The sequence below is a fragment of the Cellulosimicrobium sp. TH-20 genome, assembly GCF_002105775.1.
GTDB lineage: Bacteria > Actinomycetota > Actinomycetes > Actinomycetales > Cellulomonadaceae > Cellulosimicrobium > Cellulosimicrobium funkei.
On sequence record NZ_CP020857.1, the window covers coordinates 1,337,019 to 1,357,197 of the forward strand.

A 20,179-nucleotide genomic window follows, 5' to 3' on the forward strand; every position below is an offset into this window, starting at 1 on the left:
GACGCTGGTCGGGCGTGGCATGGTCGATCGGCTACGCGGAGGGTCGCGTGGTGCTCCACACGAAGAGGTCCGACGCTCCTGCGAGCTCGAGCACGTCTCGGGCGTAGTCGCTGCAGCCCAGGATGATCGGCCGCAGAGGGGCGCTGGCGGCGAGCAGGAGGAGGCTGACACCGGCGGAGTCCAGGAACGTGACGCGCGAGGCATCGATGTGCAGCGCCCCATGGGCCGGGCTCGGGCGAGGTTGCGCGGACTCGACGACGGCGTAGTCGATCTCGCCCCACAGCTCCCACGAGTCGGGGCTGGATCGCAGGCCTCCGTGCAACGGGACGGGGGGATAGGTGGCCGGGTCGCTCTCGTGAGCCATGCGGGTGCCTTTTTCCGTTGAGGCCGGCCGACGCGGGAACACTGTCGGCTTCCAACCTCTCACACTCGCCGCTTCGGCGGTGGTCGGTCACCAGGTCCAGCAGCCGTCGTCAGTGCGCGCCTCGGTTGCCCGATCGTGTTCCGACTCGAGGCACCGTGGCGGTGCGGGTACGCCCGACCCCATCGACGACGGCGAGCCCTCGAACGCCCGCGCCGCCGCCTCACGACGCGCGGCCCATGATCGCAGACGGCTCGCCAGCCACCACGAACCCGTCTCCCGCTCCGACGCCGCCCACGGCGCCCGACCCGGACGCGCGGAACGTCTCCTGCGCCGGGTGTGGCACGCTCGGCGCGTGAGCGAGACGACCACCCGGGACGACGTCCGCGTCGTCGTGGAGGACCCGACGACCCCCGACGTGCTGGCGCTGCTCCAGGAGCACCTGGACGACATGCACGCGACGTCGCCGCCCGAGAGCGTGCACGCGCTCGACGTCGAGCGCCTGCGTGCACCGGACATCACGTTCGTCACCGCGCGGTCCGCGGACGGCGGCCTCCTCGGGTGCGGCGCGCTCAAGCAGCACGACGCGACGCTCGGTGAGCTCAAGTCCATGCGCACGACGGCGGCCGCGCGAGGCCGGGGCGTCGCCGCCACGGTCCTCGCGCACCTGCTCGACGCCGCACGCGACCGCGGCCTGGACCGCGTGAGCCTGGAGACGGGCACCGAGGACTACTTCGCGGCGGCGCGACGGCTCTACGCGCGCCACGGGTTCGTGCCGTGCGAGCCGTTCGCCGACTACACCGACGACCCGAACAGCACCTACCTGACGCTCTCGCTCGCCTGACGCGGCCGCCCTGCACCGGGGTAGAACCTCCGATCGCGAGGTAGAGCCCGCCGCGCTCTACGTCACGACCGGGGGCTCTACCTCGCGACCGTGCGGTGGCGGGGGAGCGCCACGCCTCAAGCCTCGAGGCGCAGGCGCGCCCCGAGCGCGACGGCGGCGACGACGGCCGCGCCGGCCACGAGGACGAGGTCCTTGAGCACGTACTGGCCCATGAGGGTCATGCCGTGGCCGAACAGCTCGCCCGCGAACAGCACGATCGGCGAGAGGATCCCGGCCATCGCGACGGCGAGCGCGAGCAGCCCCGCGCGGAGCAGCCGGCCGGTGAGGAGCGTCAGGCCGATGAACGTCTCCAGGACCGCGGTGAGCACCACGGCCGTGGTCCCGCCCACGAGGCCGAGCGTGAGCGTCTCGACGGTCCGGGCGGCGATCGTCTCCGCCGGGCTCGCGCCGGGGAAGAACTTGAGGACGCCGAAGCCGAGGAACACGAGGCCGAGGGCGACGCGCAGGGCGGGCACGGACCAGCGGGTGAGGACGCGCGCGGTCGCGGCGACGGCGGCGTCCGCCCGGCCCGCGAGACGTGCGGGCACGAGGGCGGCGCGACGGCGGCGGGCGGGCGTGGCGTCCGCCGCCGACGGCGCGGACGGGCGGGTGGCGCGGGGACGACCGGCGGTCGTCGGGGCGGTGGTGGACATGCGGGAACCTCTTCCGGAGACGGTCGCGGTCGGGGTGACCGCCCCGGGAGGGAGGGCGTCGCAGGGGGTCCTGGGGACGGCGTCGGGCCGAATTCACCCGCCGACGGGCGCCGACCCGGGCCAGCCGGACCGGCCGAACGGGACCCCGAAGGTCAGCGCGAGCGCGGGCGCTCCGAGGGGTCCCAGCCCGGGCGCGGGGCGCGCGCGGCGACCGACGCGTCGCGCGAGCGGTACACGACGTACGGGCGGAACAGGTACGGCACCGGGGCGGAGAACGCGTGCACGAGCCGCGTAAACGGCCAGAGGACGAACAGCAGGTTCGCCGCGACGATGTGGAGCTGGAACGCCGCCGGGACGCCCGCCATGAGCTCGGGCTGCGGCTGGAGGTACCAGAGCGAGCGGAACCACGGCGAGATGGTCTGGCGGTAGTCGTACCCGAGCCCGTCGGCGAGGAGCTGCGTCTGCACCGTGGCCCACGACCCGAGCAGGATCGACGCCGCGAGGAACACGTACATCGTCTTGTCCATGCGCGTCGTCGCGCGGAAGACGGGCCCGGACGTGCGGCGGCGGTAGATGAGGATGAGCAGGCCCGCGACGAGCACGACGGCCGCGACCGACCCCATGTACGTCGCGACGAAGTGGTACGCGACCTCCTGGATCCCCACCGCCTCCGTCCACGACTCCGGGACCACGAGCCCCATCAGGTGCCCGAGGATCACGAACAGCAGGCCGAAGTGGAAGAGCGGCGAGCCGAGGCGCAGCAGCCGCTTCTCGTAGAGCTCGCTCGATCGCGTCGTCCACCCGAACTTGTCGTACCGGTACCGCCAGACCGAGCCCACGACGAACACCGCGAACGTCACGTACGGGAACACGACCCACAGCAGGACCTCTCCGGTGCTCACCCCGCTCATCGCACCGCACCTCCCGTCCGGTCGGGCGCGCCCGTGCCGTACGGCTCGAGCGCGAAGGGCTCCATGCCCACGAGCTCGGCGGGCGGCCCCGCCGTCACGAGCTCGACGTACCGCTGCTGCGTGCGCTCGTCGAGCGGCGGCAGCGTGAGGCACACGGCCTCGACGACCCCGGTCCAAGGGCTGCGCGCGCTCTCGAGCGCCGTGCGCAGCACCTCGATGCCGTCGCGGTGGGACGCGAGCAGACCGGCCGCGATCGTCGCGTCGTCGCCCGTGGTCCGGGCCGAGAACTCGAGCACCGTCGGCAGGTAGTCGGGGAGCTCCGATCCCGTGACCTCCCACCCGGCCGCGCGGTACGCCTCGACGAACGCGACGAGCGCCGTCCCGCGCCGGCGGGTGTCGCCCGCCGCGTAGTACGAGAGGTACATCGAGCACTTCCGCTTGAGGTCGAACGTCGCGACGTACCGCGCCTGGAGCTCGCGCAGGCCCGGCCCGCCCGGCGTCGTGAGCACGTCGCAGAAGTCCTCCAGGCGCTCGCGGACGGGGCTGGGCAGGCTCGGGGCGGACGCGCGGACGGCGTCGACCGCGGCGAGCACGTCCTCGTCCGGGTAGGCCAGCAGCAGCGACGCGGCCATGTGGGCGGTGCGGCGCTGGGCGGCCGACGTCGCGACCGGGGCCAGGTGGTCGGGCTGCGGCCCCCGAGGTCGTGCCCCGGGCCGCAGCGCGGGGGTCGGGAGCAGGGAGCGCGCCCTCATCGGGTGCCCCCGTCAGGCTCGACGCCGGGACCACCCGCCGGACCACCCGCCCGACCGCCCGGCGCAGGTCCACCGGGCGGCGGGGGACCGGGGATCGTGTCGTGCCGCGCGTCCTGGCGCCCGCCCGGCAGCGAGCCCGGGCCGCCCGGCGTGACGCCGCCGGGTGCGCCCGACACGTCGCCCGGCTCGGGCCCCTCGCCCGGCGGGAAGAGGCCGGGCGGTCGGCCGTTCCCGTCCCAGTTGAGGAGGTTGACGCGGCCGGGGGTCGACGGCCCGTAGGGCGAGTCCGCCGTCTGCCGCGCCTGGAGCACGTGGAAGTTCTCGACCGCGACCGGCACCGGGCTCCCCGACGTCTCGCCGAACGGGCCGCCGCCCGTGAGGCCCATGCCGCCCATGCCGGGGCCGCCGTCGTAGTCGAGGGAACAGGACAGCTCGTCGAGCTCGCGCGCGATCTCGGTGTGCGCGGTCGGGATGACGTACCGGTCCTCGTACTTCGCGACGGCGAGCAGGCGGTACATCTCCTCGACCTGGGCACCGGTCATGCCGACCGCGGCCGCGGTCCGCTCGTCGGCCTCGCGGCCGAGGTTGATGTCGCGCATGTACGACCGCATGGCGGCCAGACGGCGCAGCACGCGCTCCACCGGGGCGGTGTCGCCCGCCGTGAACAGTCCGGCGAGGTACTCGAGCGGGATGCGCATCTTCGAGATCGCGGCGAACAGCGTGCGCCCGTCCTCGCCGTCGTTCCCGGAGGCGGCGACGACGTCGACGACGGGGGACAGCGGCGGGATGTACCAGACCATCGGCAGCGTGCGGTACTCGGGGTGCAGGGGCAGCGCGACCTCGTAGCGCGAGATGAGGTCCCAGATCGGCGAGCGCTGGGCGGCCGTGATCCAGTCGTCGGGGATGCCCTCGGCACGCGCGGCGGCCACGACCTCGGGGTCGTTCGGGTCGAGGAAGACGGCGCGCTGCGAGGCGAGGAGCTCGTGCTCGTCCTCGACGCTCGCGGCCTCGGTGACCTTGTCGGCGTCGTAGAGGACGAGGCCGAGGTAGCGCAGGCGTCCGACGCAGGTCTCGGAGCACACGGTCGGCAGGCCGACCTCGATGCGCGGGTAGCAGAGCGTGCACTTCTCGGCCTTGCCGGTCTTGTGGTTGAAGTAGACCTTCTTGTACGGGCACCCGGTGACGCACATGCGCCAGCCCCGGCACTGGTCCTGGTCGACCAGCACGATGCCGTCCTCGGCCCGCTTGTACATGGCGCCCGAGGGGCACGAGGCGACGCACGCCGGGTTGAGGCAGTGCTCGCAGATGCGCGGCAGGTAGAACATGAACGTCTTGTCGAGCTCGGTGGCGACGTGCTCCGACATGTGCTGGAGCACGGGGTCGTCCTGCATGGTCGCGGTCGAGCCGCCGAGGTCGTCGTCCCAGTTCGCGGACCACGAGATGTTGATGTCACCGCCCGTGAGCAGCGACTTCGGCCGGGCGACGGGCGTGTGCTGCCCCTGCGGCGACGAGAGCAGCATGTCGTACTCGTAGGTCCACGGCTCGTAGTAGTCGTGGATCGAGGGGAGCTTCGGGTTGGAGAAGATCGTCGCGAGCTTCTTCAGGCGGCCGCCGGCGCGGAGCTTGAGCCGGCCCTTCTTCGTCCGCACCCAGCCGCCCTGCCAGCGCTCCTGGTCCTGGTAGGTGCGCGGGTACCCGAGCCCGGGACGCGTCTCGACGTTGTTGAACCACACGTACTCCACGCCCGTGCGGTTCGTCCACGCCTGCTTGCACGTCACCGAGCACGTGTGGCACCCGATGCACTTGTCGAGGTTCATGACCATCGACATCTGCGCCATCACCCGCACGACGTCACCCCCTCCCGGCCGGCCGGCCCGAGGCCGCCTGCTGCGTCCGTCCGCGTCACGAGTACCGCACCTCCTGGCTCCGGCGCCGGACGACCGTCATCTCGTCGCGCTGGTTCCCGGTCGGCCCGAGGTAGTTGAACGCGTACGACAGCTGGGCGTACCCGCCCGCGAGGTGCGTCGGCTTGAGCAGGATGCGAGTGAGCGAGTTGTGGATCCCGCCGCGCAGGCCCGACGTCTCGGCGAGCGGGACGTCGATCGTGCGGTCGGTCGCGTGGAACATGTAGACCGTGCCCTCGGGCATCCGGTGGCTGACGATCGCGCGCGCCACCACGACGCCGTTGCGGTTGTAGGCCTCGATCCACTCGTTGTCCACGACGCCGATCTTGGCCGCGTCGGCCGGGCTCATCCAGATGCCCGGCCCGCCGCGCGAGAGCGACAGCATGAAGAGGTTGTCCTGGTACTCCGAGTGGATCGCCCACTTGTTGTGCGGGGTCAGGTACCGCACCGCGACCTCCGCGTGCCCGGCGGACCCCGGGTAGCCCGACGGCGAGGTGTCGCCCACGACGGGCGAGTCGCCGAACAGCCGGTGCATGTCGAGCGGCGGCCGGAAGACCGGCAGGTGCTCGCCGAGCTCGATCATCCAGTCGTGGTCGAGGTAGAAGTGCTGCCGACCCGTGAGGGTGTGCCACGGCTTGAGCCGCTCCACGTTGACGACGAACGCCGAGTACCGGCGCCCGCCGTGCTCCGAGCCCGACCACTCGGGCGAGGTGATGACCGGCGTCGGGCGGGACTGGACGTCCGGGAACGTCACGCGCTTGCCCTGCTCGCCCCGGGCGAGGTCCGCCAGGGGCGTTCCCGTGCGGCGCTCGACGTGCTCGAAGCCCTGCACGGCGAGGCGACCGTTCGTCGTGCCCGAGAGGGCGAGGATCATCTCGCACGCGTGCGTGTCGCGGTCGAGGCGCGGACGTCCGGCGGCGGGGCCGTCGGGCACGAGGCCGTTGCGCCGGCCGAGGTCCGCGACCTCCGGCCCGGGCGAGAACTGCACGCCCTTGGTCGCCATGCCCGCCTTCTCGGTGAGGGGGCCGAGCGCGGCCATGCGCGCGGCGAACGCCGGGTAGTCGCGCTCGACGACCACGAGCTTCGGCATCGTCACGCCCGGCACGAGCTCGCGCTCGGTCACGGGCTGCCCCGAGTCGGTGAGCGCGCCGTGCGGGACGGCCATCTCGTCCGGGGTGTCGTGCGCGAGCGGGGCGGCGACGAGGTCCTCCCGCACCCCGAGGTGCGTCACCGCGAGCTCGGAGACCTTCGCCGCGACGGTGTGGAAGATGTCGAAGTCCGTGCGCGTCTGCCACGGCGGGTCGATCGCCGGGTTGAACGAGTGCACGAACGGGTGCATGTCCGTCGAGGACAGGTCGTGCTTCTCGTACCAGGTCGCGGCGGGGAGCACGACGTCCGAGAACAGCGTCGTCGACGTCATCCGGAAGTCGAGCGTGACGAGCAGGTCGAGCTTGCCGCGCGGCGCCTCCTCGCGCCACGTCATCGACCGCGGGCGCCGCTCGGGGCCGGACTCCGCGGCGTTGACCGCGGCGTCCGTCCCCAGGAGGTGCTGGAGGAAGTACTCGTTGCCCTTGCCCGACGACCCGAGGATGTTCGCGCGCCACACCGTGACGACGCGCGGGAAGTTCGCCGGGTCGTCGGGGTCCTCGCACGCGAACCGGAGGTTCCCGGCCTTGAGCTCGTCGACGACGTGCTGCGCCGGCTCCTTGCCCGCCGCGCGGGCCTCGTCCACGAGGTCGAGCGGGTTGCGGTCGAACGTCGGGTAGCTCGGCATCCAGCCGCGCTGCGCGGACTCGACGAGCGTGTCCGCCGTCGTGCGCCCGGAGAACTGGCCCTGCGCGAGCGGCGACGCGAGCGCGTCCGCGGGCAGGCCGTCGTAGCGCCACTGGTCCGTCGCGAGGTACCAGAACGCGGTGCCGATCATCTGGCGCGGCGGTCGTGACCAGTCGAGGCCGCCCGCGTACTGGGCCCACCCCGTGACGGGACGGCACTTCTCCTGCCCCACGTAGTGCGCCCACCCGCCCCCGTTCACGCCCTGGCAGCCCGTGAGGGTGGTCAGCGCGAGCATCGCGCGGTAGATCGTGTCGGAGTGGAACCAGTGGTTGGTGCCCGCGCCCATGATGATCATCGAGCGCCCGCCCGAGTCGAGCGCGTTCTGCGCGAACTCCCGCCCGATGCGCGCGGCGGCCGCGGCCGGGACGCCCGTGAACCGTTCCTGCCACGCCGGGGTGGCGGGCGTCGCGTCGTCGTCGTAGCCGGCGGGCCACTCGCCCGGCAGGCCGAGCTCCGGCCGGTTCACGCCGTACTGCGCGAGCAGCAGGTCGAGCACCGTCGTGACGAGCCGCCCGCCGACGCGCCGCGCCGGCACGCCGCGCACGACGACGCCCGCACCGCCCAGGTGCGCGCCCGCGTCGTCGCCCGGGGCCGGGTCGAGGTCGAACCGCGGCAGCCCGACGGCGACCGTCTCGTACGAGAGCCCGACCGGGGTAGAGCCCTGGTCCGCCGGGGTAGAGCCCTGGTCTGCCGGGGTAGAGCCGCGGTCCGCCGGGGTAGAGCCCTGGTCGGGCGACAGCGGGCGCTCGGGGACGGTGTCGCGGCTGGGAGGCGTCTGGGGGGAGCCCCAGAAGACGCCGTGCGGGTCGGCGACCGAGAGCAGCGGGTCGATGTCGCCGAGGTCGAGGTTCCACCGCCCGGCGTCGGCCTCGCCGTAGCGGTGGCCGAGGCTGCCGTGCGGGACGCGCGGGGTGCCGTCCGCGTCGAGCACGACGGTCTTGAAGCGCGCGTTCGCCGAACCGGCGTCGTCGTCGCCGGGGCGCCCGACGCCGTCGGGCAGGTCCGCCGCGGTGAGGAACTTCCCGGGCACGTACGTCGTGCCCGAGCCGTCGTCGTGCTCCTCGAGCACGACGAGGTGGGGGAGGTCCGTGAAGCGGGCCGCGTACTGCGCGAACTGCGGGGTGCGGCGCTGCGCGTAGTGCTCCGTGAGGATCACGTGGCCCATGGCCTGGGCGAGCGCGCCGTCGGTGCCCGGGTGCGGGGCGAGCCACTCGTCGGCGAACTTCGTGTTGTCCGCGTAGTCGGGCGACACGACGATCACCTTCTGACCGCGGTAGCGCGCCTCGGTCATGAAGTGGGCGTCGGGCGTGCGGGTCACGGGGACGTTCGAGCCCCACATGATGCAGTACGTCGAGTTCCACCAGTCCGCGGACTCCGGGACGTCGGTCTGGTCGCCGAACACCTGCGGGGACGCGACGGGCAGGTCGGCGTACCAGTCGTAGAACGACAGCATGGTGCCGCCGAGCAGCTGGACGAACCGCGCACCGACCCCGTGGGAGACCATCGACATGGCCGGGATCGGCGAGAACCCCGCGATGCGGTCGGGCCCGTACGCCGCGATGGTGTGCACGTGCGCGGCGGCGACGATCTCCGCCGCCTCGTCCCACGTGGCGCGCACGAGGCCGCCCTTGCCGCGCGCCGCCTTGTAGGCGCGGGCGGTCTCCGGGTCGGTCGTGACCTTGCGCCACGCGAGCACCGGGTCGCCCGTCGCGGCCCGGGCCGCGCGGTAGGCGTCGAGCAGCGCGCCGCGCACGTAGGGGTAGCGCACGCGCGTGGGGGAGTAGGTGTACCAGGAGAACGCGGCGCCGCGCGGGCAGCCGCGCGGCTCGTACTCGGGCGAGTCCGGCCCCACGGAGGGGTAGTCGGTCTGCTGCGTCTCCCACGTGATGATGCCGTCCTTGACGTACACCTTCCACGAGCACGACCCGGTGCAGTTCACGCCGTGCGTCGAGCGCACGACCTTGTCGTGGGACCAGCGGTCGCGGTAGAACACGTCGCCCTGGCGACCGCCCGTGAGGAACACCTGCCGCAGGTCGTCGGACACCGTCCCGCGCTTGAGGTGCTTGCCGAGCCGCAGCAGCGCGTCCTCGACCGGTCCCTCCGACGTCGTCGTCATGCGGCGCTCCCGTCGCTCGGAGCGGCAGCGACCACCGGGCGCCACCCGGGGCGGCGCGCCGGCAGCGACGACGGCACGGACAGGTACGACATGAGGCCTCCTGGGCGAACAGGTGCGGCGGTCGGTCCACAGCCACTATGCCCAGACCGTCCGGATCGCGCGCGGCGAGCGCACGCCGCGGTCCCGCCCCGCCCGGCTCGCTACCGTGGCGCCATGACCGCACCCACCGGACGGCCCGCGGACGTGACCGTCGCCGTCGTCACCGTGTCCGACCGCTGCTCGCGCGGCGAGGCGGAGGACCGCTCGGGACCGCTCCTCGCGGGGCTGCTCGCGGCGGCAGGCTGGGCGGTCGTCACCGACCTCGTGCCCGACGGCGTCGCCCCCGTCCGCGACGCGGTCGCCCGGGCGGTCGCCGGGGGAGCGCGCGTCGTGCTCACGACCGGGGGGACCGGCGTCGGGCCGCGCGACCTCACGCCCGAGGGCACCCGCGAGGTGCTGGCGCAGGAGGTCCCGGGCATCGCGGAGGAGCTGCGCCGCCGGGGCGCGGAGCACGTCCCCGCGGCGGTGCTGTCGCGCGGCGTCGCGGGGGTCGCGCCCGGCCCGCACGGGCGCGCGCTCGTGGTCAACCTCCCCGGTTCCACGGGCGGGGTGCGCGACGGCTGGGCCGTCCTGGAGCCGCTCCTGCCGCACGTCCTCGCCCAGCTCGACGGCGGCGACCACTGACGACCAGGCCCTCCCGGCGGGCCGACCAGGCGGTCGTGGCGGGTCCTGGGGCCCTGACGAGCCAGGATCGCCTGCTCGGCACGGGGCGGGGCAGCGGGGTGGGTCAGTCAGCCGCCGGCGAATGGGGGGAGGACGTCGACCGTCTCGTCCTCGGCGATCCGGGTGTCGTCGTCCGCCGCGCGGACGCCTCCCACGAGGAGCGAGCAGCGCGGGAGCACGTCGGCGAGCGCCGCGTGCCGGGCGACGACTGCGGCGTGCAGCTCGCCGACCGTCGTCGCGTCGACGGTCTCGGACTCGGTGCCGGCGGCGTCGCGCGCGCCGGCGAAGTAGCGGACGGTGGCCATCTCTCAGTCCTGCGTCTCGGCCGGGGCCGCGGTGCCGGGCAGCTCGGGCTCGGGCGTCCACGCGAGCGCGAGCTCGGTCGCCCGGTCGAGCACGTCCTGCACGCTGCGGCCCGACCCGTCGTGCGCGGCGAGCCCGGCGACGTAGCCCGCGACGAACGTGGTGAGGGGCGCCGCGGGGCGCTCGATGCCGTGCGCGGCGTCGCGCGCGAGGTCGAGGACCGCGCCGATGTCGACGACCTCCGGGTCGAGGTCGAGGTCCTGCGCGAGCGCGTCGACCCAGCGTTCGAGGTTCGTCATCGTGGCCTCCGGCCGTCGTCGGGGGTGCCGGCGGGCGGGGCGCCGGGCACCGCGGGCGCGCCTGCGGCCAGGCGGCGCTCCTGCTCGCGGGCATCCTCCCACGTGTCCACGTCGTCGGTGGCACCCGTGTCGTCGGGGACGCCGATCGCGGGCAGGCCGGCGAGCAGGCGCCGCACCGACGCGCCGTGCACGGTCGGCAGCGCGGCGAGCGCGGCGTCGAGCGCCGCGCGCTCGTACAGGCCGACGAGCCACTGCTCCCGTCCGTCGCGCACCGCGTGCACGGCGACCTCGCCGCTCCGGCGGCGGGCGGCGGCGAGCAGCGCGGGCACCGCCTCCGCGGCCCGCGGGACGTCGCACGCGAGCACGAGCACCCAGGGGGCACGGCCGTCGTCGGGCAGGGCGGCGAGCCCGGCCGCGATCCCGGCGACGGGCCCCCCGAACGGCGGGTCCTCGCGCGTGCGGACGTAGCGCCCCGGGGCGGCGAGCTCCGCCGGCCCGACGACGACCGTCCGCCCCGCGCCCGCCGTCGCCGCGAGCGCGTGCTCCAGCAGCGGCCGACCCCCGACGACGAGCCCGGGCTTGGGCGTCCCGAGCCGCTCCGCCCGGCCCCCGGCCAGCACGACGGCGTCGAACGCGAGGGACGGTTCGGCACCCCGCGCGGGGATCGGCAGCTCGAGGTGCCGACCCGGCGCGTCGGGTGCCGACCCGTCGTCGGGGTGGGCCGTCACGGCTCGCGGTGCCAGTCGCCGGACTTGCCACCGGTCTTCGCGACCAGCCGCACGTCCGTGAGCTCGACGGACTTGTCGAGGCCCTTGACCATGTCGACGACAGCGAGGCCCGCGACGGCGACGGCCGTCAGCGCCTCCATCTCGACGCCGGTGCGGTCCGCGGTCCGGACGGTCGCGGTGACGTCGACGCCGTGGTCGCCCACGACGAGGTCGACGACCGCCCCGTGGACCCCGATGACGTGCGCGAGCGGCAGGAGCTCGGCCGTCCGCTTGGCGCCCGCGATCCCGGCGACGCGCGCGACGGCGAGCACGTCGCCCTTGGGGACGGTCCCGTCGCGCAGCGCGGCGACGATGTCGGGGGAGCACCGCACGGTCCCGGTCGCCGTCGCGGAGCGGACGGTGGGCTGCTTGGCGGTGACGTCGACCATGCGCGCGCGCCCGCGCTCGTCGAGGTGCGTGAAGCTCATGCCGCCACTCTCGCACGCGGGGCAGCGCGCGGCGCCACGCCCGGGGTCGGCCGCGGGCTCGGGTGCGCTCGCGGCCCGCGACCGCGAGGATCGACCCATGCGCAGCTCACTCCTCGACCACGCCGAGCGCTCCGTCGAGCCCGGCAGCTTCCAGCTCCAGAACGACCGCATGCTCAAGGTCGACCTCCGCGGCACGGGCGGGTTCTTCTTCGCGAAGCAGGGCTCGATGGTCGCCTACCAGGGCGACGTCGACTTCGCGTACGAGGGCAGCGGCGGGCTCGGCAAGATGTTCAAGAAGGCGTTCACGGGCGAGGGCATGTCGCTCATGAAGGTCTCGGGCAGCGGCGACGTGTTCCTCGCGCAGGACGCGGACCAGGTCTTCGTGCTCCACCTGGAGGACGAGGGCGTGACGGTCAACGGCGCGAACGTGCTCGCGTTCGAGAGCTCGCTCGCGTGGGACATCAACCGGGTCGAGGGCGCGTCGATGCTCAGCGGCGGCCTGTTCAACACGACGTTCACCGGGACCGGGGCGCTGGCCGTCACCGCGTTCGGCACGCCCGTCGTGCTCGACGTCGACGTCCCCACCTTCGTCGACATGCAGGCCGCGGTGCTGTGGTCGACGTCGCTGCAGTCCTCGATCCGCAAGACGGCGAAGCTCGGGGCCGCGATCGGGCGCGGGTCCGGCGAGGCGTACCAGCTCGCGCTCTCGGGGCGCGGGATCGTCGTCGTGCAGGCGTCGGAGGGGCACCCGCCGCCCGCGGCGAAGTGATCGAGGCCGACCTCGGGCTCAGAGCAGCAGCACCTGCACGGGGTCGCCCGGTGCCACGGCCGTGACGTCGGCGCCGACGACGGCGAGCGCGTCGGCGTGCGCGAGCGCGCTCACGCGGTGCGAGCCGGAGCCGCGCGCCGTCGTGCGCTCGTCGGGGTGACGGCCCGCGGGGACGACGTGCGCGCCGTCGGGCTCGGTGTGGCGCACGAGGACGAGCTGCTCGCGCCCAGGCGGCGAGGACCACCCCGCGGCGGCGACGCGCCGGACGAGCGGGCGGCCCGTGCCGGGCACGCCGCGCAGCCGGTCCACGACGGGCCGCACGAACAGCTCGAACGACACGTACGCGCTCACGGGGTTGCCCGGCAGCGCGAGCCACGGCACACCCCGCCAGCGTCCGAGACCCTGCGGGCGGCCGGGCTGCATGCCGACCGCGACGAGCCGGGCGTCGGTGACCGCGTCCTGCCACGGCGTGCCCGCGCGGGTCGCGGGGTCGAGCACCTCGCGCACGACGTCGAACGCGCCCGCGCTCACCCCGCCGGTGCTGACGAGCAGGTCGGGCGGGGCGCCGTCGAACGCGTCGAGGAGCCCGTCCAACGTCGCGACGAGCGCGGCCGCGGAGTCGCCCACGGCCCCGCGCCGGACCACGCGCGCGCCCGCGGCCCGCGCGGACGCGGCGAGCAGGACCGAGTTGGAGTCCGGGATCCGCCCCGGCCCCGGCGTGGTGCCGGGGGCCACGAGCTCGCTGCCCGTGGAGAGCACCGCCACGCGCGGCGCGCGGTGCACGCGCACGGCCGCGTGCCCGGCGGACGCCGCGACCGAGACGTGCCGCGCGGTGAGCACGGTGCCCGCCGCGACGACGACGTCGCCTTGGCGCACGTCCTCCCCGCGGGGCCGCACGTGGGTGCGCGACGCGTCGTGGACCGCGACCGTCGTCGGCCCGCTCCCGGCCGCGCCCGGCGTGAAGCGACCGGTCGACGTGCGCTCGACGGGCACGACGGAGTCCGCCCCCGGCGGCACGGGCGCGCCCGTCATGATCCGGACCGCCTCGCCCGGTCCCAGGCCGGCGTCGAGCCCGGCCGGACCCGCGTCCCCGGCCGCGACGTCGCCCACGACGCGCAGCACCACGGGGGCCGACGGCGTCGCCCCCGCCACGTCCTGCGCGCGCACCGCGTACCCGTCCATCGCGGACGCGTCGAACGCGGGGGCGTCCAGGACGGACACGACGTCGGCGGCCAGGACGGCGCCCACGGCGTCCTCGAGCGGGGTGTCCGCAGGCGGCGTCGGGCGGACGAGCGCGAGCGCCTCCGCGGTGTGCTGGACGATCGTCCGACTCGGGTCGCGCGTCATGCCCGCACCGTAGCCGAGCCCGGGTGCCGACCTCGGGAGGGTGGGCTACGTTGGGCACCGGAGTCATGAAGCGGCCCGAAGCCCCCCGAACCTTGGGAGGACGACATGGCCTCGATCCCCGTGACCACCCTCAGCCCCGACCAGACGGCGCCCGTGCGCCCCGCAGCGCTTGCGGAGGTGCTCGCCGTGGGCACGCACCTCCTCGTGGGGCAGTACCGCGTCGAGCTCGGCACCGGGACGTGGTGGTGGTCGGACGAGGTGTACACCATGCACGGCTGGGCGCCGGGGGACGTCCAGCCCAGCCTCGACGCGCTGCGTTCGCGCAAGCACCCGGACGACCGCGCCCGCGTGGTGCGCGCCGCCACGGAGGCGATCCGTTCCGGTCGCCCGTTCTCGTGCGCCCACCGGATCGTCGACGGGCACGGCAAGGCCCGGTCCGTCGTCGTGACGGGACAGGGCCGACGGGACGCGCGCGGTCGCGTCGTCGAGATCGCGGGGTACGTCGTCGACGTCACCCCGACGCACAAGGAGGCGCTGGAGCGCGAGTCGCAGCGCGCCGTCACGCGCGCGTTCGTCGCGCAGGCCGCCGTCGAGCAGGTCAAGGGCGTGCTCATGGCCGTGCACGGCGTCGACGACGTCGCGGCGGGCCAGCTCCTCGCGGAGGCGGCCGGCGAGGCCGGCGTGCCCGTCCAGGAGACCGCCGCGCAGGTCATGCGCGCGCTGAGCAAGGCCGGCGGGGTCGGCCCGACGGCCGAGGCCACGGTCGCGGGCGCGTTCGCCGCCGTCCGTCCGGTCGCACGGCCCCGCGCCCACGAGGCGCAGCTCGCACGCCGTCGCGAGCCGGCCCGCTCCTGAGCCGGGCGGCCCCGCGCACGACGAGGCGCACGACGAGAAGGAGGAACGACATGACCGACGAGACCACCTTCCCGGCCCAGCAGCAGGAACCCCCGGGCCTCACCGGACGCATGGAACCGGTGCCCGACCACGGCGAGCAGTCCTACCGCGGCACCGGGCGGCTCGAGGGCCGTCGGGCGCTGATCACGGGCGGTGACTCGGGCATCGGTCGCGCCGTCGCCATCGCGTTCGCGCGCGAGGGCGCCGACGTCGCCATCGGCTACCTGCCCCAGGAGCAGGAGGACGCCGAGGAGACGGCGCGCTGGGTCCGCGAGGCGGGCCGCACGTGCGCCCTCCTGCCCGGCGACGTCACCGACGAGGCGACGGCACGGGCCCTGCCCGGACGCGCCGCGGACGAGCTCGGCGGGCTCGACGTGCTCGTCAACAACGCCGGCTTCCAGATGGCGCGGCGCGAGTCGATCGAGGACGTCACCACCGACGAGATCGACCGGGTGCTCAAGACGAACCTCTACGCGCTGCTGTGGATCACGCAGTCGGCGCTCGAGCACCTGGGCGAGGGCGCGGCGATCGTCAACAACTCGTCCATCCAGGCCTTCCAGCCGTCGACGTCCCTGCTCGACTACGCGTCGACGAAGGCGGCGATCAACAACCTCACGGTGAACCTCGCGGCCGAGCTCGGCCCGCGCGGCATCCGCGTGAACGCCGTCGCGCCGGGACCGATCTGGACGCCGCTCCAGCCGGCCACCCAGCCCGAGGAGAAGATCGAGCAGTTCGGGAAGGACACCCCGCTGGGGCGCGCGGGCCAGCCCGCGGAGGTCGCGCCGGCGTTCGTCTTCCTCGCCTCCCCGACGGACGCGAGCTACGTGTCCGGCACCGTCCTCGGTGTCACGGGAGGCAAGCCCGTGTTCTGACGGGCCCCTCCTCGCCGGGGGAGCCGCGGACGGTGAGACCGCGGCTCGCCCGGGAGGGTCGGAGGGTGGGCGTCCGCGCCCGCCCGGGGGCGGGACCGCCGCGAGAGCGACGGCGCCCGTGAGAGGGTCACAGCCGCCACGCCTTGTGCGGGCGAGACGGCCGCCGCCCCCGCCCCGCCCCGGTGACGCCCGGGCGGGGCCTCCGACGCCGTACGTGCTCCGGCTCGCCGCGACGTAGGCTTGCGGCGGAGACAAGGAGAGCACCATGAGCACCGATCGCGGAACGAGCGGCGAGCCGACCCCGGGAGGGTCCGGAGCACCGCTGACCGAGGTCCCCGTCGTCGACCTGATGGCGGAGGAGGCGACGGTGGCGGGCCTCGTGGCGGACGCCGCCCGCGCGCTCGCCGACGAGCCCACCCTCCAGCAGACGCTCGACCGGGTGGTCGAGCTCGCGGTGGCGATGGTCGACGGCTGCGACGAGGCCGGCATCTCGCTCGTGACCCGCCGCCGCATCGAGAGCGCGGCCGTGTCGGACCCGGTCGTGGCGCGCGGGGACGCGCTCCAGTACGAGCTCGACGAGGGCCCGTGCCTCGATGCCATCCGCGAGCACGCGCTCGTGGAGTCCGGGGACGTCGCTGCGGACCCGCGCTGGCCGCGGTGGGCGCCGCGCGCGGCGGGCGAGCTCGGCGTCGGCTCCATGCTGTGCGTCCAGCTCTACACGTCCGAGAACGCGCACGGCGCGCTCAACATGTACTCCGGCTCGCGCGACGCGTTCGGCCCGGACTCCCACCACCTCGCCTCGACGTTCGCGGCCGTCGCCGCCGCGGCCATCTCGGCCGCGCGGACCGAGGAGCAGCTGCAGTCCGCCGTCCAGACCCGCACGCTCATCGGGCAGGCGCAGGGCATCATCATGGAGCGGTACTCCCTGACGCCCGGCCGCGCGTTCGCCGTGATGAGCCGCGTGTCCCAGGACGCGAACATCAAGCTCGTCGACGTCGCCCGCGAGATCGTCGAGACCCGCCGCATCCCCGGCGTCGGCGCGCCCGCGGGGGACTGAGCCCCGGCGCTCAGCCGCCGGTGGCCGGCTCGTCGGCGCACGGCGCCTCGAGCAGCGCGTCGACCCGGCGTCGGACCGACTCGTCGAGCAGCGGCCCGGCCGGCTCGGCGCCGCCGACCACGCCCTCCACGAGGCGACGGGCGAGCTCGCGGACGGGGACGTTCACGTCGTTCGAGCGCCGGCGCAGCACCTCGAACGCGTCGTCGGGTCCCGTGCGCAGCGCCGCCATGAGCACGCCCTTCGCCTGCTCGATCACCGAGCGCGACGCGTCCGCGGCCCGGATCGACGCGGTCGCCTCGCGCCGCGCGGCCTCGGCGTGCGCCGTCGTCAGGTCGACGAAGTAGCCCACCACGTGCGCCCAGGGCAGCTCCGCGCCCGGGTTCTTCCCCTGCGCCGCGACGGCGAGCGTGCGAGTAGCGCCCGTCGCGTCCACGATGCGGTGCATGGACCCGAACGGCTCCCCGGTCCGCGCGGCCTGCGCGAGCTCGCTCGCGACGCGCTCGCGGTCCTCGGGGTGCTTGTGCGACAGGACGAGGGCGGTCGTCGGCACGACCTCGCCCGGCGCGAAACCGTGCATCTCGTACACCTCGTCGGACCACCACCACGAGTCGGTCGCGATGTCCACGCGGAAGCGGCCGACCGGCTGGGGGTCACCCGGGCCGAGGGCGGCGAGGAGGTCGGCGAGAGCGGGCGGGACGACGTCGTCGGGCTCGGTGGCGTCGGAGGGCAGGGCAGCGTCCATCGATGGGGGTCCCCGGAGATCGAGCAGGACGGAGCCGATTCCTGACCCCAGCAGACTGAAGATTATCCCAGCGTCGGCGCGAGGGAGGAAACCGTGACCACCCAGGTCAGCGACGGGCGGGACGAGTCGGCCGAGGAACGGTCCGACCGGAACTGGGCAGAGCTGCTCCAGGAGCTGCGCGTCATGCAGATGGGCGTGCAGATCCTCACGGGGTTCCTCCTCACGCTGCCGTTCCAGCAGCGCTTCGGGGACCTCGACACCTTCCAGACCGACGTCTACCTCGCGCTCGTCGCGCTGGCCGTGCTGTCGACCGGCCTGTTCGTGACGCCCGTGAGCCTCCACCGGACGCTCTTCCGCCGGCACCGCAAGACGACGCTCGTGACCCTGAGCGACCGGATCGCACGGTTCGGCGTGCTCGTCCTCGCGTTCGTCGTCACGGGGACCGTGCTGCTCGTGGTCGACGTCGTCGTGAACCGCACCGCCGCCCTGTGGTCGAGCGGCAGCGCGCTCGTGCTGCTCGTCGGCCTCTGGTTCGTCCTCCCGCGCCTCGTCGCCCGCGGCACCGCGGCGTCGGACTGACCTCGCGATCAAGACCTCTCGCCACACGAGGTAGCGAGGTAGAGCCGTGGTCACGCGAGGTAGAGCCGTGGTCATGCGAGGTAGAGCCGTGGCTCGCCGAGGTAGAGCTGTGGTCACGCGAAGTAGAGCCGTGGTCAATGGCGAAGACCATGGTGGAACCAGGCACCACCCTCCCCGGCCGCCCCGCGCCGGGCCGGAGGGTCGAGCGACACCCCCTGTCCACCATAGGCCGCGGCCTCCGGCGAGCAGGTGATTGTGGCCCGTCAGCCGACCACGACGAGCCCAGATCACCTGCTCGCCGCCGAGTTCCGGCGCGACCGCGGTGACCCGGTGGGCGGTGCGGTGCGAGCGCACCTGACCCCGCAGGCAGTCGCTCGGGCAGGGGAGACCCAGAGGTGAGACGACGCCGGGCGGGGTGAGTGGTGGTGCCGCGTCGTGGCGGGCCTGGCGGGAGCCGCGAGGAACGAGCGGCGGATGGTAGACGCGGCACCACCACCCACCCGCCCACCCAGGGCGACCACGCGCCGTCGGGCATGACCACGGCTCTACCTCGCGTGACCCCGGCTCTACCTCGCGTGACCACGGCTCTACTTCGCGAGCGCGGGACTTCTCCCGGGTGGGTCAGGACGACGAAGCGGCGGCGCGGGCCTGGACGCCCCGACGGACGGGACCGAGGGTGAACAGCAGGGTCAGCAGGGCGGTGAGGGCGAGCAGCCCGAAGCCCAGGCCGTAGGTGCCCTCCAGCTGGTAGACGGCGCCCATGAGCAGCGGCGGGATGAACCCGCCGAGTCCGCCCGCCGCGCCGACGAGGCCCGTGACCGCCCCGACCTTCTCGACCGGCGCGACCTTCGAGACGAGGGCGAACGTCGCGCCCGACGACGCACCGAGCGCGGCGGCGAGGCCGAGGAACGCGATCGTCCCGACCGGCACGAGCGACGGCTGGAACGCGACGACGGCGGCGAGCGCCGTGACGACGGCGAAGCACGCGACGGACACCGGCACGCCGCCGAACCGGTCGGACAGCGCGCCCCCGACGGGCCGCATGACGACGGCGAGCACGACGAACCCGGCGGTGCGGGCCGCGGCGTCGGACGCGGTGAGGTCGTACGCGTTGACGAGGAACGTCGGCAGGTAGACGGAGAACGCGACGAACCCGCCGAACCCGACGGCGTACAGCCACGAGAGCTGCAGGGTGGCGGGGAGGCGGAACGTCGCCCAGGTGCGGGACCAGAACCCGCCGGCGGGGGCGGTCGCCCGGCCGGGCGGGACGCGCAGCAGCAGCCACGACACGACGGCGAACACCGCGAGGACGGCGGCGACGAGGAGGAACGGGGCGGCGTCGCCCCACGCGTCGCGGATGCGGACGGTGGTGAACGCGGAGATCGCGGTGCCGCCCATGCCCATGCCGAAGATCCCGACGGCGGTGCCGCGCCGCGCGGGCGGATACCACGCGTTGACGAACGGAACCCCGACGGCGAACGCGGTGCCGCCGAGACCGAGGAAGAACCCGCCGACGATCAGCCAGGCGAAGCTGTCCGCGACGAGCCCGACGAACAGCACGGGCAGGATCGTCAGCGCGCTGACCAGGGGGAACATGATGCGGGCGCCGTACCGGTCCGTGAGTGCCCCTACCGGGATGCGGCCGAGCGACCCGACGACGACCGGGACGGCCACCAGCACGGACACCTGCACGTCGGTGAGGTCGTACTGCTGCCCGTACGCCGCGCCGAGCGGGCTGATGAGCGCCCAAGCCCAGAAGTTCACCGCGAACCCGATGGTCGCGAGGACGAGCATGAGGGTCGGGGAGGTGGACGTCGTCGTCGTCGTCGCGGCGGGCCCGGCGGCCCTGCCCGCGTCCTGCTGCGCCATGGCGACTCCTGGGGGAGGTGCCCGTCGTCGGGCACGGGGGGAGATCGTTGCGTCGAGCACCTCCACGCTAACGACGCT

General features: G+C 74.5%; 20 protein-coding genes. 7 read left to right on the top strand and 13 right to left on the bottom strand.

The genetic code is table 11. The features are described 5' to 3' along the window. Positions 1 to 31: 31 nt before the first annotated feature. Positions 32 to 364 (bottom strand): hypothetical protein, encoded by a 333-nt coding sequence (locus B8281_RS05950; protein ID WP_043652484.1) that lies wholly within the window; start codon positions 362 to 364, stop codon positions 32 to 34. A 352-nt stretch (positions 365 to 716) separates the two neighbouring features. Here B8281_RS05950 and B8281_RS05955 point away from each other — a divergent pair, with 352 nt between their 5' ends. Beyond that, complete coding sequence (locus tag B8281_RS05955) at positions 717 to 1,205, top strand: GNAT family N-acetyltransferase (RefSeq protein WP_043652481.1); 489 nt, start codon at positions 717 to 719, stop codon at positions 1,203 to 1,205. A gap of 116 nt (positions 1,206 to 1,321) precedes the next feature. Here the strand turns inward: B8281_RS05955 and B8281_RS05960 are convergent, their stop codons facing one another. The 5 genes from B8281_RS05960 to B8281_RS05980 form a co-directional block, all read right to left on the bottom strand. Next, on the bottom strand, positions 1,322 to 1,897 hold the full coding sequence (locus B8281_RS05960) for a DoxX family membrane protein (protein ID WP_198163168.1): 576 nt from the start codon (positions 1,895 to 1,897) through the stop codon (positions 1,322 to 1,324). A 152-nt stretch (positions 1,898 to 2,049) separates the two neighbouring features. Then, positions 2,050 to 2,808, bottom strand: a complete 759-nt coding sequence (gene narI, locus B8281_RS05965; protein WP_085951293.1) for a respiratory nitrate reductase subunit gamma — start codon at positions 2,806 to 2,808, stop codon at positions 2,050 to 2,052. Further along, positions 2,805 to 3,560: a nitrate reductase molybdenum cofactor assembly chaperone gene (gene narJ, locus B8281_RS05970; RefSeq protein ID WP_081599828.1), complete on the bottom strand. Its 756-nt coding sequence runs from the start codon at positions 3,558 to 3,560 to the stop codon at positions 2,805 to 2,807. The genes narI and narJ overlap by 4 nt, the downstream gene beginning before the upstream one ends. Then, entirely contained in the window at positions 3,557 to 5,407 is a 1,851-nt protein-coding gene (gene narH, locus B8281_RS05975; protein WP_081599827.1) for a nitrate reductase subunit beta, read from the bottom strand. The genes narJ and narH overlap by 4 nt, the downstream gene beginning before the upstream one ends. Before the next feature lie 55 nt (positions 5,408 to 5,462). Then, complete coding sequence (locus B8281_RS05980) at positions 5,463 to 9,413, bottom strand: nitrate reductase subunit alpha (RefSeq protein ID WP_232322693.1); 3,951 nt, start codon at positions 9,411 to 9,413, stop codon at positions 5,463 to 5,465. Between the two features lie 213 nt (positions 9,414 to 9,626). Between B8281_RS05980 and B8281_RS05985 the strand changes: the two genes are divergently transcribed. Next, positions 9,627 to 10,136: a molybdenum cofactor biosynthesis protein B gene (locus B8281_RS05985; RefSeq protein ID WP_163188754.1), complete on the top strand. Its 510-nt coding sequence runs from the start codon at positions 9,627 to 9,629 to the stop codon at positions 10,134 to 10,136. A 107-nt stretch (positions 10,137 to 10,243) separates the two neighbouring features. Here the strand turns inward: B8281_RS05985 and B8281_RS05990 are convergent, their stop codons facing one another. The 4 genes from B8281_RS05990 to moaC are packed head-to-tail and all read right to left on the bottom strand — an operon-like array spanning position 10,244 to position 11,972. After that, a complete protein-coding gene (locus B8281_RS05990) occupies positions 10,244 to 10,480 on the bottom strand; it encodes a MoaD/ThiS family protein (protein WP_085387228.1) in 237 nt (78 codons plus the stop codon). Between the two features lie 3 nt (positions 10,481 to 10,483). Then, positions 10,484 to 10,777, bottom strand: a complete 294-nt coding sequence (locus B8281_RS19205; RefSeq protein WP_157446587.1) for a DUF6457 domain-containing protein — start codon at positions 10,775 to 10,777, stop codon at positions 10,484 to 10,486. Further along, positions 10,774 to 11,505 (bottom strand): molybdenum cofactor guanylyltransferase, encoded by a 732-nt coding sequence (locus B8281_RS19210; RefSeq protein ID WP_232322694.1) that lies wholly within the window; start codon positions 11,503 to 11,505, stop codon positions 10,774 to 10,776. The genes B8281_RS19205 and B8281_RS19210 overlap by 4 nt, the downstream gene beginning before the upstream one ends. After that, entirely contained in the window at positions 11,502 to 11,972 is a 471-nt protein-coding gene (moaC, locus tag B8281_RS06000) for a cyclic pyranopterin monophosphate synthase MoaC (protein WP_085387229.1), read from the bottom strand. The genes B8281_RS19210 and moaC overlap by 4 nt, the downstream gene beginning before the upstream one ends. Positions 11,973 to 12,069: 97 nt before the next feature. On the opposite strand from moaC, the gene B8281_RS06005 reads away from it, so the two are divergent. Further along, positions 12,070 to 12,741 (top strand): AIM24 family protein, encoded by a 672-nt coding sequence (locus tag B8281_RS06005; RefSeq protein WP_074803386.1) that lies wholly within the window; start codon positions 12,070 to 12,072, stop codon positions 12,739 to 12,741. A gap of 18 nt (positions 12,742 to 12,759) precedes the next feature. Here the strand turns inward: B8281_RS06005 and glp are convergent, their stop codons facing one another. Then, complete coding sequence (gene glp / locus B8281_RS06010; protein WP_085387230.1) at positions 12,760 to 14,088, bottom strand: gephyrin-like molybdotransferase Glp; 1,329 nt, start codon at positions 14,086 to 14,088, stop codon at positions 12,760 to 12,762. Positions 14,089 to 14,193: 105 nt separating this feature from the next. On the opposite strand from glp, the gene B8281_RS06015 reads away from it, so the two are divergent. The 3 genes from B8281_RS06015 to B8281_RS06025 all read left to right on the top strand — a co-directional run bounded on the left by B8281_RS06015 (position 14,194) and on the right by B8281_RS06025 (position 16,911). Then, a complete protein-coding gene (locus tag B8281_RS06015) occupies positions 14,194 to 14,943 on the top strand; it encodes a PAS and ANTAR domain-containing protein (RefSeq protein ID WP_061267802.1) in 750 nt (249 codons plus the stop codon). 50 nt (positions 14,944 to 14,993) lie between these two features. Continuing rightward, entirely contained in the window at positions 14,994 to 15,854 is an 861-nt protein-coding gene (locus tag B8281_RS06020; protein ID WP_085387231.1) for an SDR family oxidoreductase, read from the top strand. Positions 15,855 to 16,119: 265 nt separating this feature from the next. Continuing rightward, the gene (locus B8281_RS06025) at positions 16,120 to 16,911 is read left to right on the top strand and encodes a GAF and ANTAR domain-containing protein (protein WP_228074952.1); all 792 of its coding nucleotides are present in this window, start codon (positions 16,120 to 16,122) and stop codon (positions 16,909 to 16,911) included. A gap of 10 nt (positions 16,912 to 16,921) precedes the next feature. Here B8281_RS06025 and B8281_RS06030 read toward each other — a convergent pair whose 3' ends face one another. Then, entirely contained in the window at positions 16,922 to 17,653 is a 732-nt protein-coding gene (locus B8281_RS06030) for a PAS and ANTAR domain-containing protein (protein ID WP_085387232.1), read from the bottom strand. A gap of 93 nt (positions 17,654 to 17,746) precedes the next feature. On the opposite strand from B8281_RS06030, the gene B8281_RS06035 reads away from it, so the two are divergent. Then, positions 17,747 to 18,232, top strand: a complete 486-nt coding sequence (locus B8281_RS06035) for a DUF6328 family protein (protein WP_085387233.1) — start codon at positions 17,747 to 17,749, stop codon at positions 18,230 to 18,232. 621 nt (positions 18,233 to 18,853) lie between these two features. On the opposite strand, the gene B8281_RS06040 is transcribed toward B8281_RS06035, so the two are convergent. Beyond that, positions 18,854 to 20,101, bottom strand: coding sequence for a nitrate/nitrite transporter (locus B8281_RS06040; RefSeq protein WP_085387234.1), 1,248 nt, complete (start codon positions 20,099 to 20,101; stop codon positions 18,854 to 18,856). Positions 20,102 to 20,179: the final 78 nt, after the last annotated feature.